The sequence below is a fragment of the Loktanella sp. DSM 29012 genome (assembly GCF_900110705.1).
GTDB lineage: Bacteria > Pseudomonadota > Alphaproteobacteria > Rhodobacterales > Rhodobacteraceae > Loktanella > Loktanella gaetbuli.
In genome coordinates, this window is record NZ_FOEJ01000005.1 from 157263 (window position 1) to 174223 (window position 16961).

The 16961-nt window shown below is 62.4% G+C and carries 14 protein-coding genes, 1 pseudogene and 1 riboswitch; of the genes and pseudogenes, 5 read left to right on the forward strand and 10 right to left on the reverse strand.

The features are described 5' to 3' along the window. Positions 1-27 precede the first annotated feature (27 nt). The 5 genes from BMX27_RS12495 to BMX27_RS12515 all read right to left on the reverse strand — a co-directional run bounded on the left by BMX27_RS12495 (position 28) and on the right by BMX27_RS12515 (position 6999). Positions 28-699: a cell wall hydrolase gene (locus BMX27_RS12495; protein ID WP_177172717.1), complete on the reverse strand. Its 672-nt coding sequence runs from the start codon at positions 697-699 to the stop codon at positions 28-30. A gap of 148 nt (positions 700-847) precedes the next feature. Further along, complete coding sequence (locus tag BMX27_RS12500) at positions 848-3418, reverse strand: pyruvate, phosphate dikinase (protein ID WP_256212505.1); 2571 nt, start codon at positions 3416-3418, stop codon at positions 848-850. A gap of 88 nt (positions 3419-3506) precedes the next feature. Further along, on the reverse strand, positions 3507-5555 hold the full coding sequence (glyS, locus tag BMX27_RS12505; protein ID WP_090160151.1) for a glycine--tRNA ligase subunit beta: 2049 nt from the start codon (positions 5553-5555) through the stop codon (positions 3507-3509). After that, positions 5555-6052, reverse strand: a complete 498-nt coding sequence (locus BMX27_RS12510; protein WP_371260134.1) for a DUF6446 family protein — start codon at positions 6050-6052, stop codon at positions 5555-5557. The genes glyS and BMX27_RS12510 overlap by 1 nt, the downstream gene beginning before the upstream one ends. A 26-nt stretch (positions 6053-6078) precedes the next feature. Continuing rightward, positions 6079-6999 carry a glycine--tRNA ligase subunit alpha gene (locus BMX27_RS12515; protein ID WP_090160152.1) on the reverse strand — a complete coding sequence of 307 codons (921 nt, stop codon included), beginning with the start codon at positions 6997-6999 and terminating at the stop codon, positions 6079-6081. 211 nt (positions 7000-7210) lie between these two features. On the opposite strand from BMX27_RS12515, the gene BMX27_RS12520 reads away from it, so the two are divergent. Further along, entirely contained in the window at positions 7211-8914 is a 1704-nt protein-coding gene (locus BMX27_RS12520) for a trypsin-like peptidase domain-containing protein (protein ID WP_256212506.1), read from the forward strand. On the opposite strand, the gene BMX27_RS12525 is transcribed toward BMX27_RS12520, so the two are convergent. Continuing rightward, positions 8915-10363: a TrkH family potassium uptake protein gene (locus tag BMX27_RS12525; RefSeq protein WP_090160154.1), complete on the reverse strand. Its 1449-nt coding sequence runs from the start codon at positions 10361-10363 to the stop codon at positions 8915-8917. A 374-nt stretch (positions 10364-10737) separates the two neighbouring features. On the opposite strand from BMX27_RS12525, the pseudogene BMX27_RS17040 reads away from it, so the two are divergent. Further along, a pseudogene (locus BMX27_RS17040) lies at positions 10738-10821 on the forward strand (glyoxalase superfamily protein); the annotation flags it as partial. Positions 10822-10919: 98 nt separating this feature from the next. Beyond that, the gene (locus tag BMX27_RS17045; protein ID WP_371260144.1) at positions 10920-11249 is read left to right on the forward strand and encodes a glyoxalase superfamily protein; all 330 of its coding nucleotides are present in this window, start codon (positions 10920-10922) and stop codon (positions 11247-11249) included. Positions 11250-11543: 294 nt separating this feature from the next. Here BMX27_RS17045 and folE2 read toward each other — a convergent pair whose 3' ends face one another. Continuing rightward, positions 11544-12668, reverse strand: a complete 1125-nt coding sequence (folE2, locus tag BMX27_RS12535; RefSeq protein WP_090160156.1) for a GTP cyclohydrolase FolE2 — start codon at positions 12666-12668, stop codon at positions 11544-11546. 54 nt (positions 12669-12722) lie between these two features. After that, positions 12723-13904, reverse strand: coding sequence for an O-succinylhomoserine sulfhydrylase (gene metZ / locus BMX27_RS12540; RefSeq protein ID WP_090160157.1), 1182 nt, complete (start codon positions 13902-13904; stop codon positions 12723-12725). Between the two features lie 45 nt (positions 13905-13949). Further along, a riboswitch (SAM riboswitch) is annotated at positions 13950-14027 on the reverse strand. A 111-nt stretch (positions 14028-14138) separates the two neighbouring features. Between metZ and BMX27_RS12545 the strand changes: the two genes are divergently transcribed. Further along, complete coding sequence (locus tag BMX27_RS12545) at positions 14139-14789, forward strand: glutathione S-transferase N-terminal domain-containing protein (protein ID WP_090160158.1); 651 nt, start codon at positions 14139-14141, stop codon at positions 14787-14789. A 54-nt stretch (positions 14790-14843) separates the two neighbouring features. Next, complete coding sequence (locus BMX27_RS12550; protein ID WP_090160159.1) at positions 14844-15173, forward strand: PilZ domain-containing protein; 330 nt, start codon at positions 14844-14846, stop codon at positions 15171-15173. Here BMX27_RS12550 and BMX27_RS12555 read toward each other — a convergent pair. Then, complete coding sequence (locus tag BMX27_RS12555) at positions 15170-15790, reverse strand: inner membrane-spanning protein YciB (protein WP_090160457.1); 621 nt, start codon at positions 15788-15790, stop codon at positions 15170-15172. The two genes, BMX27_RS12550 and BMX27_RS12555, sit on opposite strands and share 4 nt — an antisense overlap. 25 nt (positions 15791-15815) lie before the next feature. Next, on the reverse strand, positions 15816-16913 hold the full coding sequence (gene ftsY / locus BMX27_RS12560; protein WP_090160459.1) for a signal recognition particle-docking protein FtsY: 1098 nt from the start codon (positions 16911-16913) through the stop codon (positions 15816-15818). Positions 16914-16961: the final 48 nt, after the last annotated feature.

Genomic DNA, 16961 nt, shown 5'->3' on the forward strand with positions numbered 1-16961 from the left:
AGCGCCCGCGATGCCAAGCATGGCCGATCAGTTAGATGCGCTGCGTGTCGGCTGACGATAGAAATGGTGCGCGCCGAATGTGGCCACGCGCGGGAACCGCTGCGCCCAGGACGGGTTCACGGCCTTGGTATGATAATGCGTCGCACCCTGCGTCAGGCGGCGCGGCAGCCCGTCGATCAGCAATTTGGCGACCTTGCCCACGCGATTGTAGGCGGCAGCATTGCTGATGGCGTCCGATTTGCCGTCACAGGTCCAGGTAAACTGGCAGGCATATTTGCGGCCTGTGCCCTGATGGACGACACCGCAGACGGTGTTGGGATATGCACCGGAATCGACCCGGTTCAGGATGACCTCGGCTACGGCGAACACGCCCTGAATGCTCTCGCCACGTGCCTCGTGATACAGGGCGTCGGCCAGACAGCTCCATTCCGACCCGCCCGAGGGGGCCGACATGGTCGAGATATAGGCCTCGGTCACGACGGCGTCACCATCCGGGGTCGGCGTGGAATTGCGTCGTGCGCTTTCAGGCAGGGCAGTAAGGGCAGAGAGGCGCGTATCGGGAACAATCGACAGCGCCTGGCGTTCCTGTCCCAGAAGCGCACCCAATCGGGCGGCCATCACATCATCGGCCATTGCGGCAGATGAAAGGGTCAGTGCAGCCACGGCAGCGGCCAATGTCGTCCGGATGATACGCGTCATGTCATACCTCGCAAGGAAACGCGGTCAGCCCCGCGCCAGCGGCGTCGACCTAGCCGACACTTCCCCAAAGGTAAAGTCTGGCATCCCCCGGCGAAATTGCTCGGCAGATTCACGCTCTACTTTGACTTTTCGACGAAAGCCCAGTCAGTTACGCTCGGCCAGAACCCGCCGATGATGCCACGCGGGCATCCAGCAGCGTCAATTGTGCGGCAGACAGTCGCGCCGCAGGCACCCGAAACGGCGAACAGGACACGTAATCGAATCCCTGCGCACGGCAGAATGCAATCGCGGGTCGGGTGCCACCATGTTCACCGCAGATCGACAAAACCACGTCTGACCGGGTCTGGCGGCCCCGCATCGCACCGATGGCCAACAGCTCTCCCACGCCGTCCAGATCGAGGCTGTGGAAAGGATCCTCGGGATAGACCCCCTGTTTGACATAGGCCGACATGAACCGTCCGGCGTCATCGCGCGACAGACCATAGGTCATCTGCGTCAGGTCGTTGGTGCCGAACGACAGAAAGTCGGTGAATTGCGCAATATCCCCCGCCCGCAGCGCCGCGCGCGGTGTTTCCACCATGACACCCAGCTTGAATTTGAAATCCACGCCCGTGGCACCGCGGACTTCGGCGGCAATCTTGTCCAGGCGCAGCTTGATCAGCTCGACCTCGCGCACGGCACTGATCAGCGGGATCATGATTTCAGGTTGCACCGGCATGCCCCTGCCCCATGCACGCGCCGTCGCCTCGAAAATCGCACGGGCCTGCATTTCATAGATTTCGGGGATCGCGATTCCCTGACGCACGCCACGCATACCCAGCATGGGGTTGTATTCGCTCAGCCCCTGCATCCGTTCCACGACCGTGGACAAAGGCAGATCCAGCTGTTCGGCCAGATCACGCTGGCCGGATTTGTCATAGGGCAGGAATTCGTGCAGCGGCATGTCGAACAGGCGGATACAGACCGGACGGCCTTCCATGATGCTGAACAAAGCCTCGAAATCGTCGCGTTGCATGGGCAGCAGGCGATCCAGCACCGCGCGTCTGTCATCGGCGGTCCCGGCAAAGATCATCTCGCGCATGACGCCGATGCGGTCCCCGTCAAAGAACATATGCTCGGTTCGGCACAGCCCGATCCCTTCAGCCATGAAATTCTTGGCCGTCTGCGCATCCTTTGGCGTGTCGGCATTGGCACGCACGCCGATGTCGCGCACGGCATCCGCCCAGGACAGCAGGGTCTGGAATGCATCGTCCAGCGCCGCTTCCAGCATTTCGGGCGCACCGGCCAGTACGGCCCCCGTGGTGCCATCGACGGTTATCGTGTCACCGACATTGAACCTGCGCCCGCCGGGGGCCTCGATCCAGCCGCCCTTGCGATCGATCATCAGATCAGACGCACCCACAACGCAAGGAACGCCCAGACCGCGCCCGATCACCGCCGCATGACTTGTCATGCCACCCCTGATCGTCAGAACCGCCTGTGCTGCATGCATGCCGCGAATATCCTCGGGCGTGGTTTCGCGCCGCACCAACACGCAGGATTCGCCGCGCGCCGCACTGGCCTGCGCCTCGTTCGCGCTTAGCACGATGCGGCCCGTCGCAGCACCGGGGCTGGCCGCGATGCCCCGCACGATCACGTCGCGCGCCGCAGTGGGATCAACCTGACGGTGCAGCAGTTCGGACAGGGACGAGGGCGGCACGCGCATCACTGCTTCTTCGCGCGGGATGACGCCGTCTTGGGCCAGGGCCACGGCAACCTGCACCAGCGCCCGGCTGGACCGCTGCACCCGCACCGCATCCAGAATGTGCAGGGTGTTGTTTTCGATCGTGAATTCGATCTGCATTTCCTCGCGCAGCCGGGTCCGCGCGAGATCCCCGAACCGGATCAGCTGGGCAAAGATATCGGGCGCGATATCCTCGAGGGCTGGCCCACGCGGGTCCTTGGTCAGATACAGCGCACCTTCGCTTGCGCGTGCGTCGCGCTGCTGGCTTTGACTGCGATAGCGTCCGCGCACCTGTGGGACACCCGTGTCCTCGTTGATGAAGTGTATGAGGCCGGTGCCGCTTTCGCCCTTGCCGACGCTCAGCGCCAGTTCCTGCACGACCAACCCCAGACCCGCGTCGCCGGGCGCGCCCTTGGCCTCGCGCAGCAGGCGCGCGGTGGTGCCGTCCCAGGCCCGCGCCATCGACCGCAAGACCTCGGTCAACTGGGTGCTGACGTCCTGGGGGAACGGCTCGTCCGCCTCGGCCTCGTAGGACTCGCAGGCTGCACGCAGCGCATCGGCCGGGCCCAGATGCGGAAAATCAAACGCCTCGGGGTCCAGACGGGCGACGGACACCGCGTAGGTCTGCACGAACCGCAGGTACAGCGTTTCCGCCTCGGTCTGGCCGATCCTGTCCGCCAACAGCGGCAGGCAGGCGTCGTTCATCCCGATATTCAGGATCGCACCCGGCCCGCCCCAATCAGGGTCCTGGCTGGACGGACGCACCGACAGCAGCGGTTGCGGACCAAAGGGGGCCAGAATGGCCTTCACGTCTGGCAGCTGGCCCTTTGCGCAGCGCAGGACCGCATCGAACGACAACGCCACGGTTGTCGGTACCGGCATGTCCAGCCGGATCAGACGTTGCAGACACTTCGCGCGGCCACCGTGAACGTCCGGCGACATCCGCGCGGTCGGTGTAATCAATGTCACATCGTCAAAGGGAGCATGTTGCTGCACTGCGGCATCCTTTCGTCAGTTCAGCATATGGGGCAGCGCGCCAACCTGTAAAGTCCGCGCAGACCCCTACTGTCAACTTGACGCTACATCAGCCCTCGATTCGCGTCAGATCGGCGACAGACAGGCAAATTTGACGAATACGGGACAGCAGATTCAGACGGTTGCGCCGCACGACGGTCGATTCGGCATTCACCTGCACATCGGTGAAAAACATATCAATCGGGCCGCGCAGGGCCGCCATGGCGGTCATGGCCGAGCCGAAATCCTCGGCCGCCATTGCCGGCGCGATCTTTGCATCCGCAGCATCGAGGGCGTCGAACAGCGCCGTTTCCGCGCCCTCTTCGGCGAACTTGCGGTCGGCACCGTAGGAATATTCGACGCCGTCCTTGTCCTCGGCCTGGGTCAGGATGTTGTTGGCCCGCTTGAACCCCTGGATCAGGTTTTCACCATCGTCCGTGGCCAATGTCGCCTGCAAGGCCCGCGCCCGCTTCACCAACAGACTCAGATCGTCATTGCCCGGCATCGCGATGCAGGCGTCGATGACATCGTGGCGAATGCCCTGATCCTTGAGGTAGACCTTCAGACGGTCGTGGAAGAAGGACAGGAGGTGCGCCGACCATTCCGCATCGCCAAATGTGTCCGTCAACGGCATCCGCAGATCATTTTCCAGCACTAACCGGATCACCCCCAGCGCCGCACGGCGCAGCGCGAATGGGTCCTTGGACCCGGTCGGTTTTTCGTCAATCGCCCAGAACCCGGTCAGCGTATCCAGCTTGTCCGCCAGCGCCACGGTCACGGACACGGGCGCTGTCGGCACATCATCCGACGGACCCAGCGGCTGGTAATGTTCCTGGGCCGCGGCGGCGACAGCGTCCGATTTGCCCGCAAGACCCGCGTAATAGCGGCCCATCAACCCCTGCAATTCAGGGAATTCGAAGACCATTTCCGATGACAGGTCAGCCTTGGCCAGCTTGGCCGCCTCTTCGGCCTCGTCTGCGTCAGCCCCCGTCAGCGGGGCCAATGCGCGCGCCAGTGCGGCGATCCGGTCGATCCGGTCGCGCTGGCTGCCCAGCTTGTTGTGGAACGTCACGTCCGACAGGCTGTCAAGCCACGGCTGCATGCCAGCCTTTGCCACGCGCAAGTCATTATCCCAAAAGAATTTTGCGTCCGCCAGCCGCGCGGACAGCACCTTTTGATTCCCGGCAAGGATCGTGGCCCCGTCATCCGCCGCCTCGATATTGGCGACCGTCACGAACCGTTCGATCCGGCCCGTTTTCGGGTTGCGCACGGAAAAGAACTTTTGGTGTTCCTTCATCGAGGTCTGCAACACCTCTGGCGGCAGGTCCAGAAACTGATCGTCGATCTTGCCCAGCAGGACGACGGGCCATTCGACCAGCCCGGCCACCTCTGACAGCAGGCCGCGATCCTCGACCAGATCGAGGCCCAGCGCAAAGGCCTGCGACGATGCATCGTTCCAGATGGCATCGGCGCGTTCGTCGGCACGCAGCATCACACGCGCACGTTTCAACTTGGCTTCGTAATCGTCGAACGAGGTGACGGAAAACGCATCTGGCCCCATGAAACGATGACCGCGGGTGGTGTTGCCAGCAGCGATGCCGTCAACCTCCAACGGGACGACCTGCGCGCCTTCTTCGTCCGTCAGGATGCACAGGATCGTATGCAGCGGGCGCACCCAGCGCAGGCTGCCCGACCCCCAGCGCATGGATTTGGGCCAGGGAAAGTTGCGGATGGTCGCGTCCAGCACCTCTGCGATGATTTCAGGGGCGGTGCGGCCCGGCTTTTCGATGACGGCGACGTAGAACTGACCCTTCTTGTCATCGCGCACCTCCAGCTGGTCCAGTGTCAGGCCGGTGGACCGCAGAAACCCTGCAATAGCCTGTTCAGGGGCACCGACCTTGGGGCCCTTGCGTTCCTCGCGCACGGCGCGGCTTTCGGTGGTCAGGTCTTCGACGGACAGCGTCAGGCGGCGCGGCGTGGAAAACGCAGCCGCCGAGGCATAGGTCAGCCCCGCCTCGACCAGCCCGTCGGTCACGCGCTTTTTCAGATCGGCGGCGGCCTGCGTCTGCATCCGCGCGGGGATTTCCTCGGAAAAGAGCTCGATCAATAGGTCAGACATCAGCGGGTGCTTTCAGGGGGCGGGGGGCAATTTTCGGGGGCGGGGTTGCCGTCGAACACGACCTCGCCGCAGTCATTGATCTGGTGCCAGGCATAGGCGCGACCGTCATCATAGACCGCAACGATCCGGTCGATGCCATAGGTCACGTCCTTTTGCCCCAAGAAACCGATGGCGATCCCGGATTCCAGATCGGCCCCGATCTGGCGGGCGTCGAAACAGTCGAACCAATCGGGGGCGACACGCGGTGCTGCCTCATCGGCGATCTGGTAGGTTTCGGTCATCATCGCCAGCGAGGTCGGCATCTCGTAGCAGGCACGATAGCGCAGCGGACTGGAGAGGCTGTCGATCCCCTTGTAGTTTTCGAACGTCAGCGGCTCTGCCTCGCCGGAAATCAGCGAGACAAATTGCACATTTGCGTCCTCGACCGCCACTTCTTCGTAGTAGGCGTAGACTTGCAGATAATAGAGGGCCACGCCCGCGATCAAAGCTATCAGCACCGTTGCTCCTATGAATATCCGGGCGATCATGCCGCTGCACCACCGGCGGCCGTCTGCACGAATGCATCAGCGCAGGCCTTGGTCAGGGCGCGCACGCGTCCGATATAGGCCTGCCGCTCTGTCACGGAGATCACGCCGCGCGCATCCAGCAGGTTGAACAGATGGCTGGCCTTGATCGCCTGATCATAGGCCGGATGCGCCATGATGATCTGCTTGCCCGTCTTGGGGTCCGTGGCCGGTTCGGCCAGGATGCGGGCGCATTCCGCCTCTGCATCCTTGAAATGTTGCAGCAGCGTATCGGTGTCGGCCACATCAAAATTCCAGCGCGCGTATTCCTGTTCGGTCTGCAAGAACACATCGCCATAGGTCAGCGCGATGGGCGACTGCGGGTCGTTGTAGGGCATGTCCATCACATGATCGACGCCCAGCACATACATCGCCAGTCGTTCCAGACCGTAGGTCAGCTCTCCCGAGACAGGTTTGCAGTCGTGCCCGCCGACCTGCTGGAAATAGGTGAACTGGCTGACCTCCATGCCATCGCACCAGACCTCCCAGCCCAGCCCCCAGGCCCCCAGTGTCGGGCTCTCCCAGTCGTCCTCGACGAACCGGATGTCATGCATCTGCGCGTCGATCCCGATTGCCGCAAGCGACCCCAGATACAGTTCCTGCAGATCGGGCGGGCTGGGTTTGATCAGCACCTGATACTGGTAATAATGCTGCAACCGGTTCGGGTTTTCGCCATAGCGCCCGTCGGTCGGACGGCGCGAGGGCTGCACGTAGGCCGCAGCCCAGGGTTTCGACCCCAGCGACCGCAGGGTGGTGGCCGGGTGGAACGTGCCGGCACCGACCTCCATGTCGTAGGGCTGCATCACGGCGCAGCCGCGGCCGGCCCAATAGGTCTGAAGCCGCAGGATAATTTCCTGAAAACTGCGCGGTGTGTCGGCCATGTCACCCTCATGAATTGTTGCGACGGTGAATAGGCGGCTGGGCCGACAGGGTCAATCAGGTCACATTTCGGGCCCAGTCATTGTCACACGTCGAATTGTGCTGCGTCGGTGGTGCCGTCTGGTAAAACCCGGTCGAATGACCGACAGCGTACAAGGGCCCGGAATGTTAAAGTTGAATGCGTGTCTTTTGATCGGAGCAGGTCTGTTGACGATGACGGGGCCGGCGCTGGCCCAGGACGGCACCTTCATCCAGCTCGAAGCACAGCCCACGACGGCTGCGGCCATCACCCGCGCACAGGTCTATGACGCGACGCAGGACAATGTGCTGGGCTTTAATCTGGGCGGGCGCTGGAACGCCGTGGTCATCGGACCGTTCGCAACCCGGGATCAGGCGACAGCGGCCCTGCGTGTTTTGCGGCAGTCGGGCATCGCACCGGACGACGCGTTTCTGACGGACGGTGAACGGTTCGCGGAACAATTCTATCCTGCCGCAGGTGCGACCCAGACAGAGGCGACGCCGCCTGCGGCACCGGACGCACCGGCGACTGACGTCGTGGAATCGGTGGTCGACCTGCCCGCAGCGCCAGCGGATGAAACCGTGCAAGAGGCGCGTGTGGCCGAACAGGCCCTGACGCGCAGCGAAAAGCAGGATCTGCAAATCGCCCTGCAATGGGCGGGCTATTACGATTCGGCCATCGACGGGGCCTTTGGACGTGGCACCCGCAGCGCGATGGAAGCCTGGCAATTGGCAAACGGCTATGACCCGACCGGGGTGTTGACGACCTTGCAGCGTGACGTGCTGACCACCGCCTACAATGCGGTGCTGGACGGCATGAACCTGCAACTGATCCGCGATGATGCCGCCGGGATCGCCGTGCAGATTCCCACCGGCGTCGTCAGTTTCACCGAATATGAACCGCCCTTTGCCCGCTTTGGTCCGAAATCCGACGCGCTGGACGCGCAGGTGCTGCTGATTTCCCAGCAGGGCGACCAGAACCGCCTGTTCGGTCTGTATGAAATCCTGCAAACCCTCGCCATCGTGCCGACCGACGGCGACCGGCAGCGCGGTGATGACCGTTTCGAAATCAACGCCGTCGGGCCACAGGTGGAAACCTACGTCATGGCCCGACTGTCGGACGGGCAGATCAAGGGGTTCGCGCTTGTCTGGCCTGCCGGGGACACCGCGCGGTTCAGCCGCATCCGCGACGAAATGATCGCCAGCTTTGCCACGACCGAAGGCGTGCTGGACCCGGCATTGGCCCGCCCGGACGAGGACCAGGCCATCGATCTGGTCGCCGGTCTGGAGGTGCGCAAACCGCGCCTGTCGCAGGCAGGTTTCTACATCTCTGACACCGGCACCGTGCTGACTGCGGCAACCACACTGGACAGCTGCACCGAGATCACCCTGAACGGCAGCGATGCCGCCACACTGATTGCCAGCGATGCAGCCCTCGGGCTGGCCGTGCTTGAACCCGCACAACCCCTTGCGCCGCAGGCGGTCGCCGCATTCCAGACGCAGGTACCGCGCCTGCAATCCGAAATCGCCGTTGCCGGTTATCCCTTCGGGGGCGTGCTGCCTGCGCCGACGCTGACCTTTGGCCGGCTGTCCGACATCCGTGGCCTGAACGGTGAAGAAGATATCAAACGGCTCGCGCTTGCGGCGGAACCTGGCGATGCGGGTGGCCCCGTGTTCGACAATGGCGGCGCTGTGCTGGGGATGTTGCTGCCCCGCGCGACCGGGGCCGGGCAGGTTCTGCCGGCGGATGTCAGTTTTCTGGTCGATTCCGAAACCATCATCGGGTTTCTGGATACGGCCGGGATCGCCGCGCAGATCACCGACAGTCTGGCGTTCATGCCGCCCGAAACACTGACCCTGCTGGCGGCGGACAATACCGTGCTGGTGGATTGCTGGTAATCAGCTCCGCCAGAACCGCGGGCTGATCAGCACCAGCACCACCATGATTTCCAGCCGCCCGATGAACATGGCCGCGGCCAGCAGCCACTTGGCCGTCGGGTTCAACCCGGCAAAGCTGCCTGCGGGCCCGATTTGAGTCCCCAGTCCGGGGCCGACATTGGCCAGCGCCGTGGCGGCACCCGACACGGCCGTCACGAAATCCAGCCCCGTCAGTCCCAGCAGCACCGAAAACAGGCCCAGCAACAGCAGGAACGCGACAAAAAACGCCATGACCGAATTCATGACATCCGCATTTACCGGCTTGCCCTCGTAGCGTGGTACGAACACCGCATGGGGGCTGTGGATCTGGCGGATCTGCGTCTTGATCGAGGCGAACAGCAACTGATAGCGGAACACCTTGACCGAACAGGCGGTGGACCCGGCGCAGCCCCCGATCAAACCGATGAAAAAGAACATGACGATGGGAAAGGTGCCCCACTGCATGTAATCCGCGCTGGCGTATCCGGTGCCCGTCACGATCGAGGTCACGTTGAACAGCGCCTCGCGAAAGGCCAGTTCCGTCACCGCGTTCTCGCGGGCCCAGACCCAGAATGAAATCATCACCACGCAGGCGATGATGATGCAGATAAATGTGCGGATCTGGCTGTCCGTCAGGATCGGCCGCCCTGCCCCGCCCATCATCTGCACATACCGCACAAACGGCAGCGCCGCGAGGAACATGAACGCCGTCGCGACATAATGCACGCCCGCGCCGTAGGCCCCGAATGAGGCATCGCTGTTGGCCATTCCGCCTGTCGACACGGTCGTCATCGCATGGGTCAGCGCATCCAGCGCGGGCATGTCGAGGGCATAATAGATGATCCCGCAGGACACGGTCAGCGAGACATAGATGACCGAAATGCTGGCCGCGATCTGACCGGCACGCGGCAGGATCTTTCCCATCGTGTCAAAAGCTTCGGACCGGAAAATCTGCATCCCCCCGACCTTGAGTTCGGGCAGGAACACCATGGCGACCACGATGATACCGATGCCGCCCAGCCATTGCAGGATGCCGCGCCACAGCTTTATCCCGTCGGGCAAGGTCTCGATCCCGCCCAGCACGGTGGCCCCCGTTGTGGTCAGGCCGGACATGGATTCGAACACTGCGTCGGTCAGGTTCGACTGTGTCGCCCCCAGCATGAACGGCAGCGCCCCAAAGGCAGGCAAGGTCACCCAGACCGCCGAGGTCAACAAAAACGTCTGGCGCAGGGTCAGCCCCTGCGACACCCCGTTCGAGCAGGCCAGCGCCATCAACCCGCCGGTCAGGATGCACAGGATCGCGCTTTCCGCAAAAACAGGCCAATGTCCGTTGTCGGCCAGCAGATCCGCCAGCATCGGGAACAGCATGAACATGCCCAAAGCCGTCACCAGCAGGCCGATTACATATCCAACGGGGCGCAGATCAATCATCGGCTATCGGTCGCCCGTCCGCCCTGCCCTGTCAAGCGCGGACGCCGCGCCCGCGCTCTGTCGGGCACCGTCGGTGGCGGTCAGGTGACGTTGACTGCCAAGTCACGCCCTTGAGCCGACCGAATAGATCGCTGCGGCGAAGGTCGGGTTTGAGCCCAAAGCGACCGCCGCAACCAGTATCTCCATTGACTGAACAGCTGAAGTTTGATCCGTTGAGGGCGGCTTATGCTGCCAGCCGCTCGCGCCGAGAAGGCAAGGTGAAAGCATCGCGGACGTATCACACGAGCCCCCGTCCAGTGACTATCGGTAATGCGAGCACCGTGTGCGTTCACTGGCAGGAGAGTGTGATGACAAACGCCGATGAAGCCAAATCCATGGCGCGGCAGCTTCGTGCTGCCCTTTCTTCAGAGGGGATAGAGATCCCGCATTCCAAATCTCTGGAAGTTGTGGCCAAGACCTTGGGTCATGCAGACTGGAATACTGCAAGCGCAAGGCTCGACCAGAAACGCGCATCTCCCAACAAGGTGCATTTTGTGCGCTGCGCCCTATCCTTCGCATATTCGACGAAAAGAAGGCGAGGGAGTTCTATTGTGACTTTCTGGGCTTTGACGCCGTGTTTGAGCATCGTTTCTCGGACGGCATGCCGCTTTACATGGGTCTGGAACGAGCCGGTTTGAGCCTGCATCTTTCCGAGCACCATGGGGACGCAAGCCCCGGAGCGAATGTGTTCGTGGCAACCGAGAACATTCGCGAGTTTCATCGGGAGCTTGCAGAGAAACAGTATGCTTATAATCGTCCCGGTCTGGAGGATCTGCCTTGGGGGCTGCAGCTGCAGGTGAATGATCCGTTCGGTAACCGAATCCGTTTCTGTGAGCAGGTCGAATAGCCTCTTTTTATCCACAAGGCGAAGCGGCCCCAAGATCGGACGGCCGCTTCGTCCGCATTTTGAACCATGCCGTGTCCCGCGCTGATCGACTCGTCTGGGGCCAAGCTTGCGGCATTTCGGCCGTTTATGCGTGACCGGCAGGATGAACCGGGTCAGTCGATCCGGCAGATTGCAACGGCGAACACCCTTGGGCCGTCAACAACAATCTGAATTGTCAGTCCGCCTTGTCGGCCAAATGCAAAGGGGCCGCGTGGACGGATGTCCGTGCGGCCCCCCAAAGTAGATGAACCTGTATCAACCGACGTGGAACAGCGACGCGAACAGGCGCGGGTCCAGCGACGTGGATTCGAACGTCGGGCCGCGCGTCAGGACCGACACGGCGTCGTGGCTGTGCAGGCTTTCCTGATGGCTCGCGACCACCCGGAAATCACCGATACGCTGATCGGCCTCCAGCGCCTGTGTGAACAGACGCGCCGCATCCTCGACGAAAATCGGGTTGGCAGCGTTCAGTTCGGCAAAGGCCTGTTCGTCCTCGCGTTTCACCATGACCTGCGTTTCGGTCGGCACGGCAGAGCGTGCCAGTTCCACCAGATCCTCGAACCACAGGATCGGGGTGTCGGGTGCGATCACGGCAGACAGACGCGCGACGGATCGCTGCGAATGCGGCGTGGCCAGCTGCCCGCGGAACTGGCGGGCGTGTTCTGACAACTCCAGCGAACAGGGACAGGTGCTGGAATAGACATAGTCCAGATGCACGATCTTTTGGCGCACACCATCGCGTTCGACGACTTCCAGCGCGATGTCGTAATACTGATAGCCCGACAGCCCCGACCGCAGGCTTTCGATCTTCATCGGAAAGGAGAACCGCATCTGGATGCGCGCGTCAAAGCTTTCCAAGTCGGTGATGTAAGCATCCAGCGCCTTGATCATCACGTCAAAGCTGAACGTCTCTTCGGCATAGCCATAGAATGTCCGCATGATGCGGGACATGTTGATGCCCTTTTTCTCAGCCTCCAGCGACACGGTCCCGGTCACGCTGGTTTCCAGCGTCAGGTCGCCATTGTCGCGCGTGTGGAACCGGATCGGCAGCCGGAAATTGCTGATGCCGACGTGCTGGATCTGCGCCTTGGCCCCCCGGATCAGGCTGGACGGACCATTCTGCAAATCGGGCATGGACGCGCGATAGCTGTCGTCGACCGCGAAATCCTCGGGGTAGGCCCGTGCGAGTGCCGGATAATTCGACTGGACCGCACCGGGGACCAGGCGCGACAGCAGCGGATCGAGGTCCGCCACTTCCTCTGGTGCGGCATCACCCGCCCAGCTGCGCAACAGGCGCAAGGCGTCCTCGGCCTGTTCGCGGGTTGGGGTCATGGGTTCACGCATGTGCTTGTTCATATCGGGCCCTCCTTGGGACGACATCGGATGCCACTATATGGGGCGTCCTGAGATTATGAAAACAAAGCTAATGCATTTTTATGACCCGGCTATGTCGAGTGCCTGCGTCAGATCGTCCAGCAGATCGCCCGCGTCCTCGAGACCGACAGACAACCGGATCAATCCCGGCGTGATGCCCAGATGCGCCTTTTGGTCGGCGGGCAGGCGCTGGTGCGTCGTGGATGCAGGCGGCGTGGCGATGGATTTGGCATCGCCCAGATTGTTCGAGATCAGCCAGATTTTCAGGGCGTTCAGCAGCTTGAAACTGGCCTCTTGTGACCCGGTATCTATGGCCAGCAACGTGCCGCCACAGCCCATCTGTTCCATGCACAGGTCATGCTGCGGATGGCTGGCAAGGCCCGGATAGATCACGCGCGTCAGGCCGGGATGCCCCTCCAGACCGCGGGCGATGTGTTCGGCGCTGGCTGTCTGTGCGCGCACGCGCAGGTCCATGTGTTCGAGGCTCTTGACCAGTGTCCAGGCGGTAAAGGGCGACATCGAACCGCCGGTGTGTTTCATGTAGGTTTCGATCGGAACTCGGATGAATTCGCGCTGGCCCAGGATCACACCGCCCAGCGACCGGCCCTGCCCGTCGATGTGTTTCGTTGCCGAATAGATCACGACATCCGCGCCCAGTTCGAATGCACGCGAATAGACCGGCGTGGCAAAGACGTTGTCGACCATCACCATCGCCCCCTTGTCACGGGCGATCTGTGACACGGCGGCGATATCGACGGCCTCCAGCGCGGGGTTTGACAGGCTCTCGAAAAACACGATCGTGGTATCGTCGCGCACGGCGGCACGCCACTGATCCAGGTCAGCACCGTCCACGAATGTCACCTCGACACCGAAACGCGGCAAAACAATTTCCAGCACATAGAGGCAGGACCCGAACAACGCGCGCGACGACACAACGTGATCGCCCGCCTTGAGCGTGGCCATCAGCGCGCCCGATACGGCCGCCATGCCGGATGCACAGGCAAATGCGTCCTCGGCCCCTTCGATCGCGGCGATCCGGTCCTCGAACATCGCTGTGGTGGGGTTGCCGTAGCGAGCATAGATGAATTCATCATCGCCAGCGGCCTCGAACCGGGCCTGCGCGTCCTCGGCCGTGGGATAGACAAACCCCTGCGTCAGGAAAATCGCCTCGGATACTTCGCCGTATTGGCTGCGGCGTGTGCCTGCATGGACCGCCTTGGTCCGCTTGTTCCAGTTCGACATATCAGGCCCTTTCAAGGCAAAGAAAAACCCCGACACCACAGGTATCGGGGCAAACCCCTCACCCTTTTAGCGGAATGTTTAACGTGGTCCGCAATCCGGCATCAAATCACCACGCGCATCGCATACGCCCGACCGCCCCGTGGGTCAAGCAGGCGGCAGCGTTGCCTCGGGCCGCGTTTTCGCAAATAGTCGGTCGCGCGGCAGGCACGCCGCCGATTGCAGACAGGCTGGACCATGCCGGACCCCATCGACCTTTACTTCTGGCCAACCCCGAACGGGTGGAAGGCCTCCATCATGCTCGAGGAATGTGGCCTGCCCTACGTGACGCATCTGGTCGACATCGGTGCAGGCGACCAGCACGCGCCCGCGTTTCTGGCAATCAGCCCCAACAACCGCATCCCCGCAATCGTGGACCCTGACGGGCCGGACGGTGCGCCGATTTCGATCTTCGAGTCGGGCGCGATCCTGCGCTACCTTGCGGACAAGGTCGGACGCCTGGCGGGCGAGACACCCCGCGACCGGGTCGCGGTGGACCAATGGCTGATGTGGCAGATGGGTGGCCTTGGCCCGATGGCAGGTCAGGCGCACCATTTCCTGAAATTCGCCCCGCGTGCGGGCCACGACATTCCGTATGCCCAGGACCGGTACCGGGCGGAAACCGGGCGCCTGTATGGCGTCATGGACCGGCAGTTGTCGCGCACGGAATTCCTGGCCGGGGACCAGTACAGCATCGCGGATATCGCCTGCTGGGGCTGGGCGTCCCTGTGGCAAGGTCAGCAACAGACGCTGGATGACAAACCCCACCTTGCACGCTGGCTGGAAACGGTCAGCGCGCGTCCCGCCGTCCAGCGCGGCAGAGCCCTGCACGCGGAACTGCGGGGCTAACGCCGCCTTCATCATTTCGACCTAGCGTCTCTCTATAACCGTAGAGGGACCGCCATGACCCAGATTTACCGCCACCACCGTTATCCGACAGATTTTCCCACCATCGCAGGTACGGCCCACGGCAGGTCCAGTGCCCAGATCACGGACATCAATCAGGCAGGCGCACGCCTGCGTGGCCTGATCAACGTCCAGCGTGGCGACCAGATCATGCTGGAGGTGCTGCATCAGCGGATTAGCGCCCAGATCAGGTGGGTCCGGGGCGACATCTGCGGCATACGTTTCACGCAGACCATGGCAACGGCCATCGTCGATACCGTCAGACAATCACCCTCGCGCATTACAGGTTGGCGGCATGTCTCGTCACATCTGCACGAAATGCGCTAGGCGTCGGTTTCCTCGGCATCCTTGTCCTGCTGGATCATGTAGGGTTCCAGCCCCATGATCTGCCAGACCATGAACACCATCATAAGGGCCGGAAAACCAAAGGTTTCGACCTTGACCCAGACATCGGTCGACTGCGTGCGCCACAGGATTTCGTTGAACACCGCGAGAAAGATGAAAAACGCTGTGATCCGCCGGGTCAGCAGCATCCAGCCTGCAGTCCGCATCGGGATCAGTTCGCCCATTACCCATTCCAGATAGGACCGCCCCCGCAACAGCCCGAACCCAAGGATGGCCGCGAGGAACGTATAGACGATGGTGGTCTTCATCTTGAAAAACCGCTCGTCGTTGAAATAGCCCGTCAACCCGCCGAAAAAGATCACCATGACAGCGGTGAATACCTGCATCCGGCTCAGTTTGCCGGTCAGCGCCCACAGGATCGCCATTGCGACCAACATGATCGGCACAAACAGCAGGGTCGCCACGATGAACCCCGAGTAGGCGGTGCCGCCTATGTCAAAGGTGCGTTCATCCAACCGCTGGTAGATGATGAAAAACGCCAGTGTCGGTCCCAGTTCCAGCACCTGTTTCAGCACCGGATTGATCTTGCGTTCACTCATTGACTTGCCTTCCTTGCGGCCTGCATCACGGTCGGTCCAGCCCGACCAATGCTGCGGCAAAATCCTCTGGATCGAACGGTGCCAGGTCGTCGATCTGTTCGCCCACGCCGATGGCATGGATGGGCAGGCCGAACTTGTCCGCCAGCGCCACCAGCACGCCGCCCTTGGCCGTGCCGTCCAGTTTCGTCATCACGAGGCCCGACACATCGGCCAGTTCCTGAAACACCTTCACCTGTTGCAGCGCATTCTGACCGGTGGTCGCATCCAGCACCAGCAGGGTGTTATGCGGCGCATCGGGGTCTTTCTTGCGGATCACGCGCACGATCTTGGACAGTTCTTCCATCAGGTCGGCCCGGTTCTGCAACCGCCCCGCCGTGTCGATCATCAACAGATCAGCGCCGTCCGCCTGCGCCTTGGTCATCGCGTCAAAGGCCAGTGACGCGGGGTCTGACCCCTCTGGCGCGGTCAGTACCGGCACGCCGGCCCGGTCGCCCCATACCTGAAGCTGCTCGACCGCCGCGGCACGAAACGTGTCGCCCGCCGCGATCACGACCGATTTGCCCGCCGCCTTGAACTGGCTCGCCAGCTTGCCGATCGTTGTGGTCTTGCCCGACCCGTTCACGCCAACCACCAGCACCACCTGCGGGCGATGCGCATACAGCGGCATCGGACGTGCGACGGGGTCCATGATCCGCGTCACCTCGTCCGCCAGCAGCTGTTTGATTTCCGACACGGACAGTTTCCGGCCCAAGCGTCCCTCGGCCATGTTGGCGGTGACGCGCAGTGCCGTATCAACCCCCATATCGGCGGCAATCAGCAGCTCTTCCAGCTGTTCGACCATGTCGTCATCCAGGGTGCGACGTACCACCGGGGCCGCATCCTTACCCTTGAACAGCCCGCCAAGGATACCGGGCTGGCTGGCAGAGGCAGGAGGCTGGGGCGCGGGGTCATCCATGACCGGCGCGGGTGGCGTTTGCGGGTCCGGGCGCACATGCGGTTCAGGCGCAGGCACCAGTGTATCCGGCTCTGCAGCACCTCCCTCTGACACGATGGCATCCAGTCCCTCGTCCAGTTTTGACGACGACCGGAACATCTTGTCCTTGAGTTTCTTGAAAAATGCCATCGGGTCCGCCTTGATCAGTTGCACCCTAGCTAGTCCCTCGCGCAGTCA

Coding starts and splice junctions, on each gene's coding strand:
- BMX27_RS12495 (WP_177172717.1), bottom strand. CDS start 699: ATGACGCGTATCATCCGGACGACATTGGCCGCTGCCGTGGCTGCACTG.
- BMX27_RS12515 (WP_090160152.1), bottom strand. CDS start 6,999: ATGGCCGACACACCGCGCAGTTTTCAGGAAATTATCCTGCGGCTTCAG.
- BMX27_RS12555 (WP_090160457.1), bottom strand. CDS start 15,790: ATGAGTGAACGCAAGATCAATCCGGTGCTGAAACAGGTGCTGGAACTG.
- BMX27_RS12525 (WP_090160154.1), bottom strand. CDS start 10,363: ATGATTGATCTGCGCCCCGTTGGATATGTAATCGGCCTGCTGGTGACG.
- BMX27_RS12520 (WP_256212506.1), top strand. CDS start 7,211: ATGACGGGGCCGGCGCTGGCCCAGGACGGCACCTTCATCCAGCTCGAA.
- metZ (WP_090160157.1), bottom strand. CDS start 13,904: ATGTCGAACTGGAACAAGCGGACCAAGGCGGTCCATGCAGGCACACGC.
- BMX27_RS12550 (WP_090160159.1), top strand. CDS start 14,844: ATGACCCAGATTTACCGCCACCACCGTTATCCGACAGATTTTCCCACC.
- ftsY (WP_090160459.1), bottom strand. CDS start 16,913: ATGGCATTTTTCAAGAAACTCAAGGACAAGATGTTCCGGTCGTCGTCA.
- glyS (WP_090160151.1), bottom strand. CDS start 5,555: ATGTCTGACCTATTGATCGAGCTCTTTTCCGAGGAAATCCCCGCGCGG.
- folE2 (WP_090160156.1), bottom strand. CDS start 12,668: ATGTCGTCCCAAGGAGGGCCCGATATGAACAAGCACATGCGTGAACCC.
- BMX27_RS12545 (WP_090160158.1), top strand. CDS start 14,139: ATGCCGGACCCCATCGACCTTTACTTCTGGCCAACCCCGAACGGGTGG.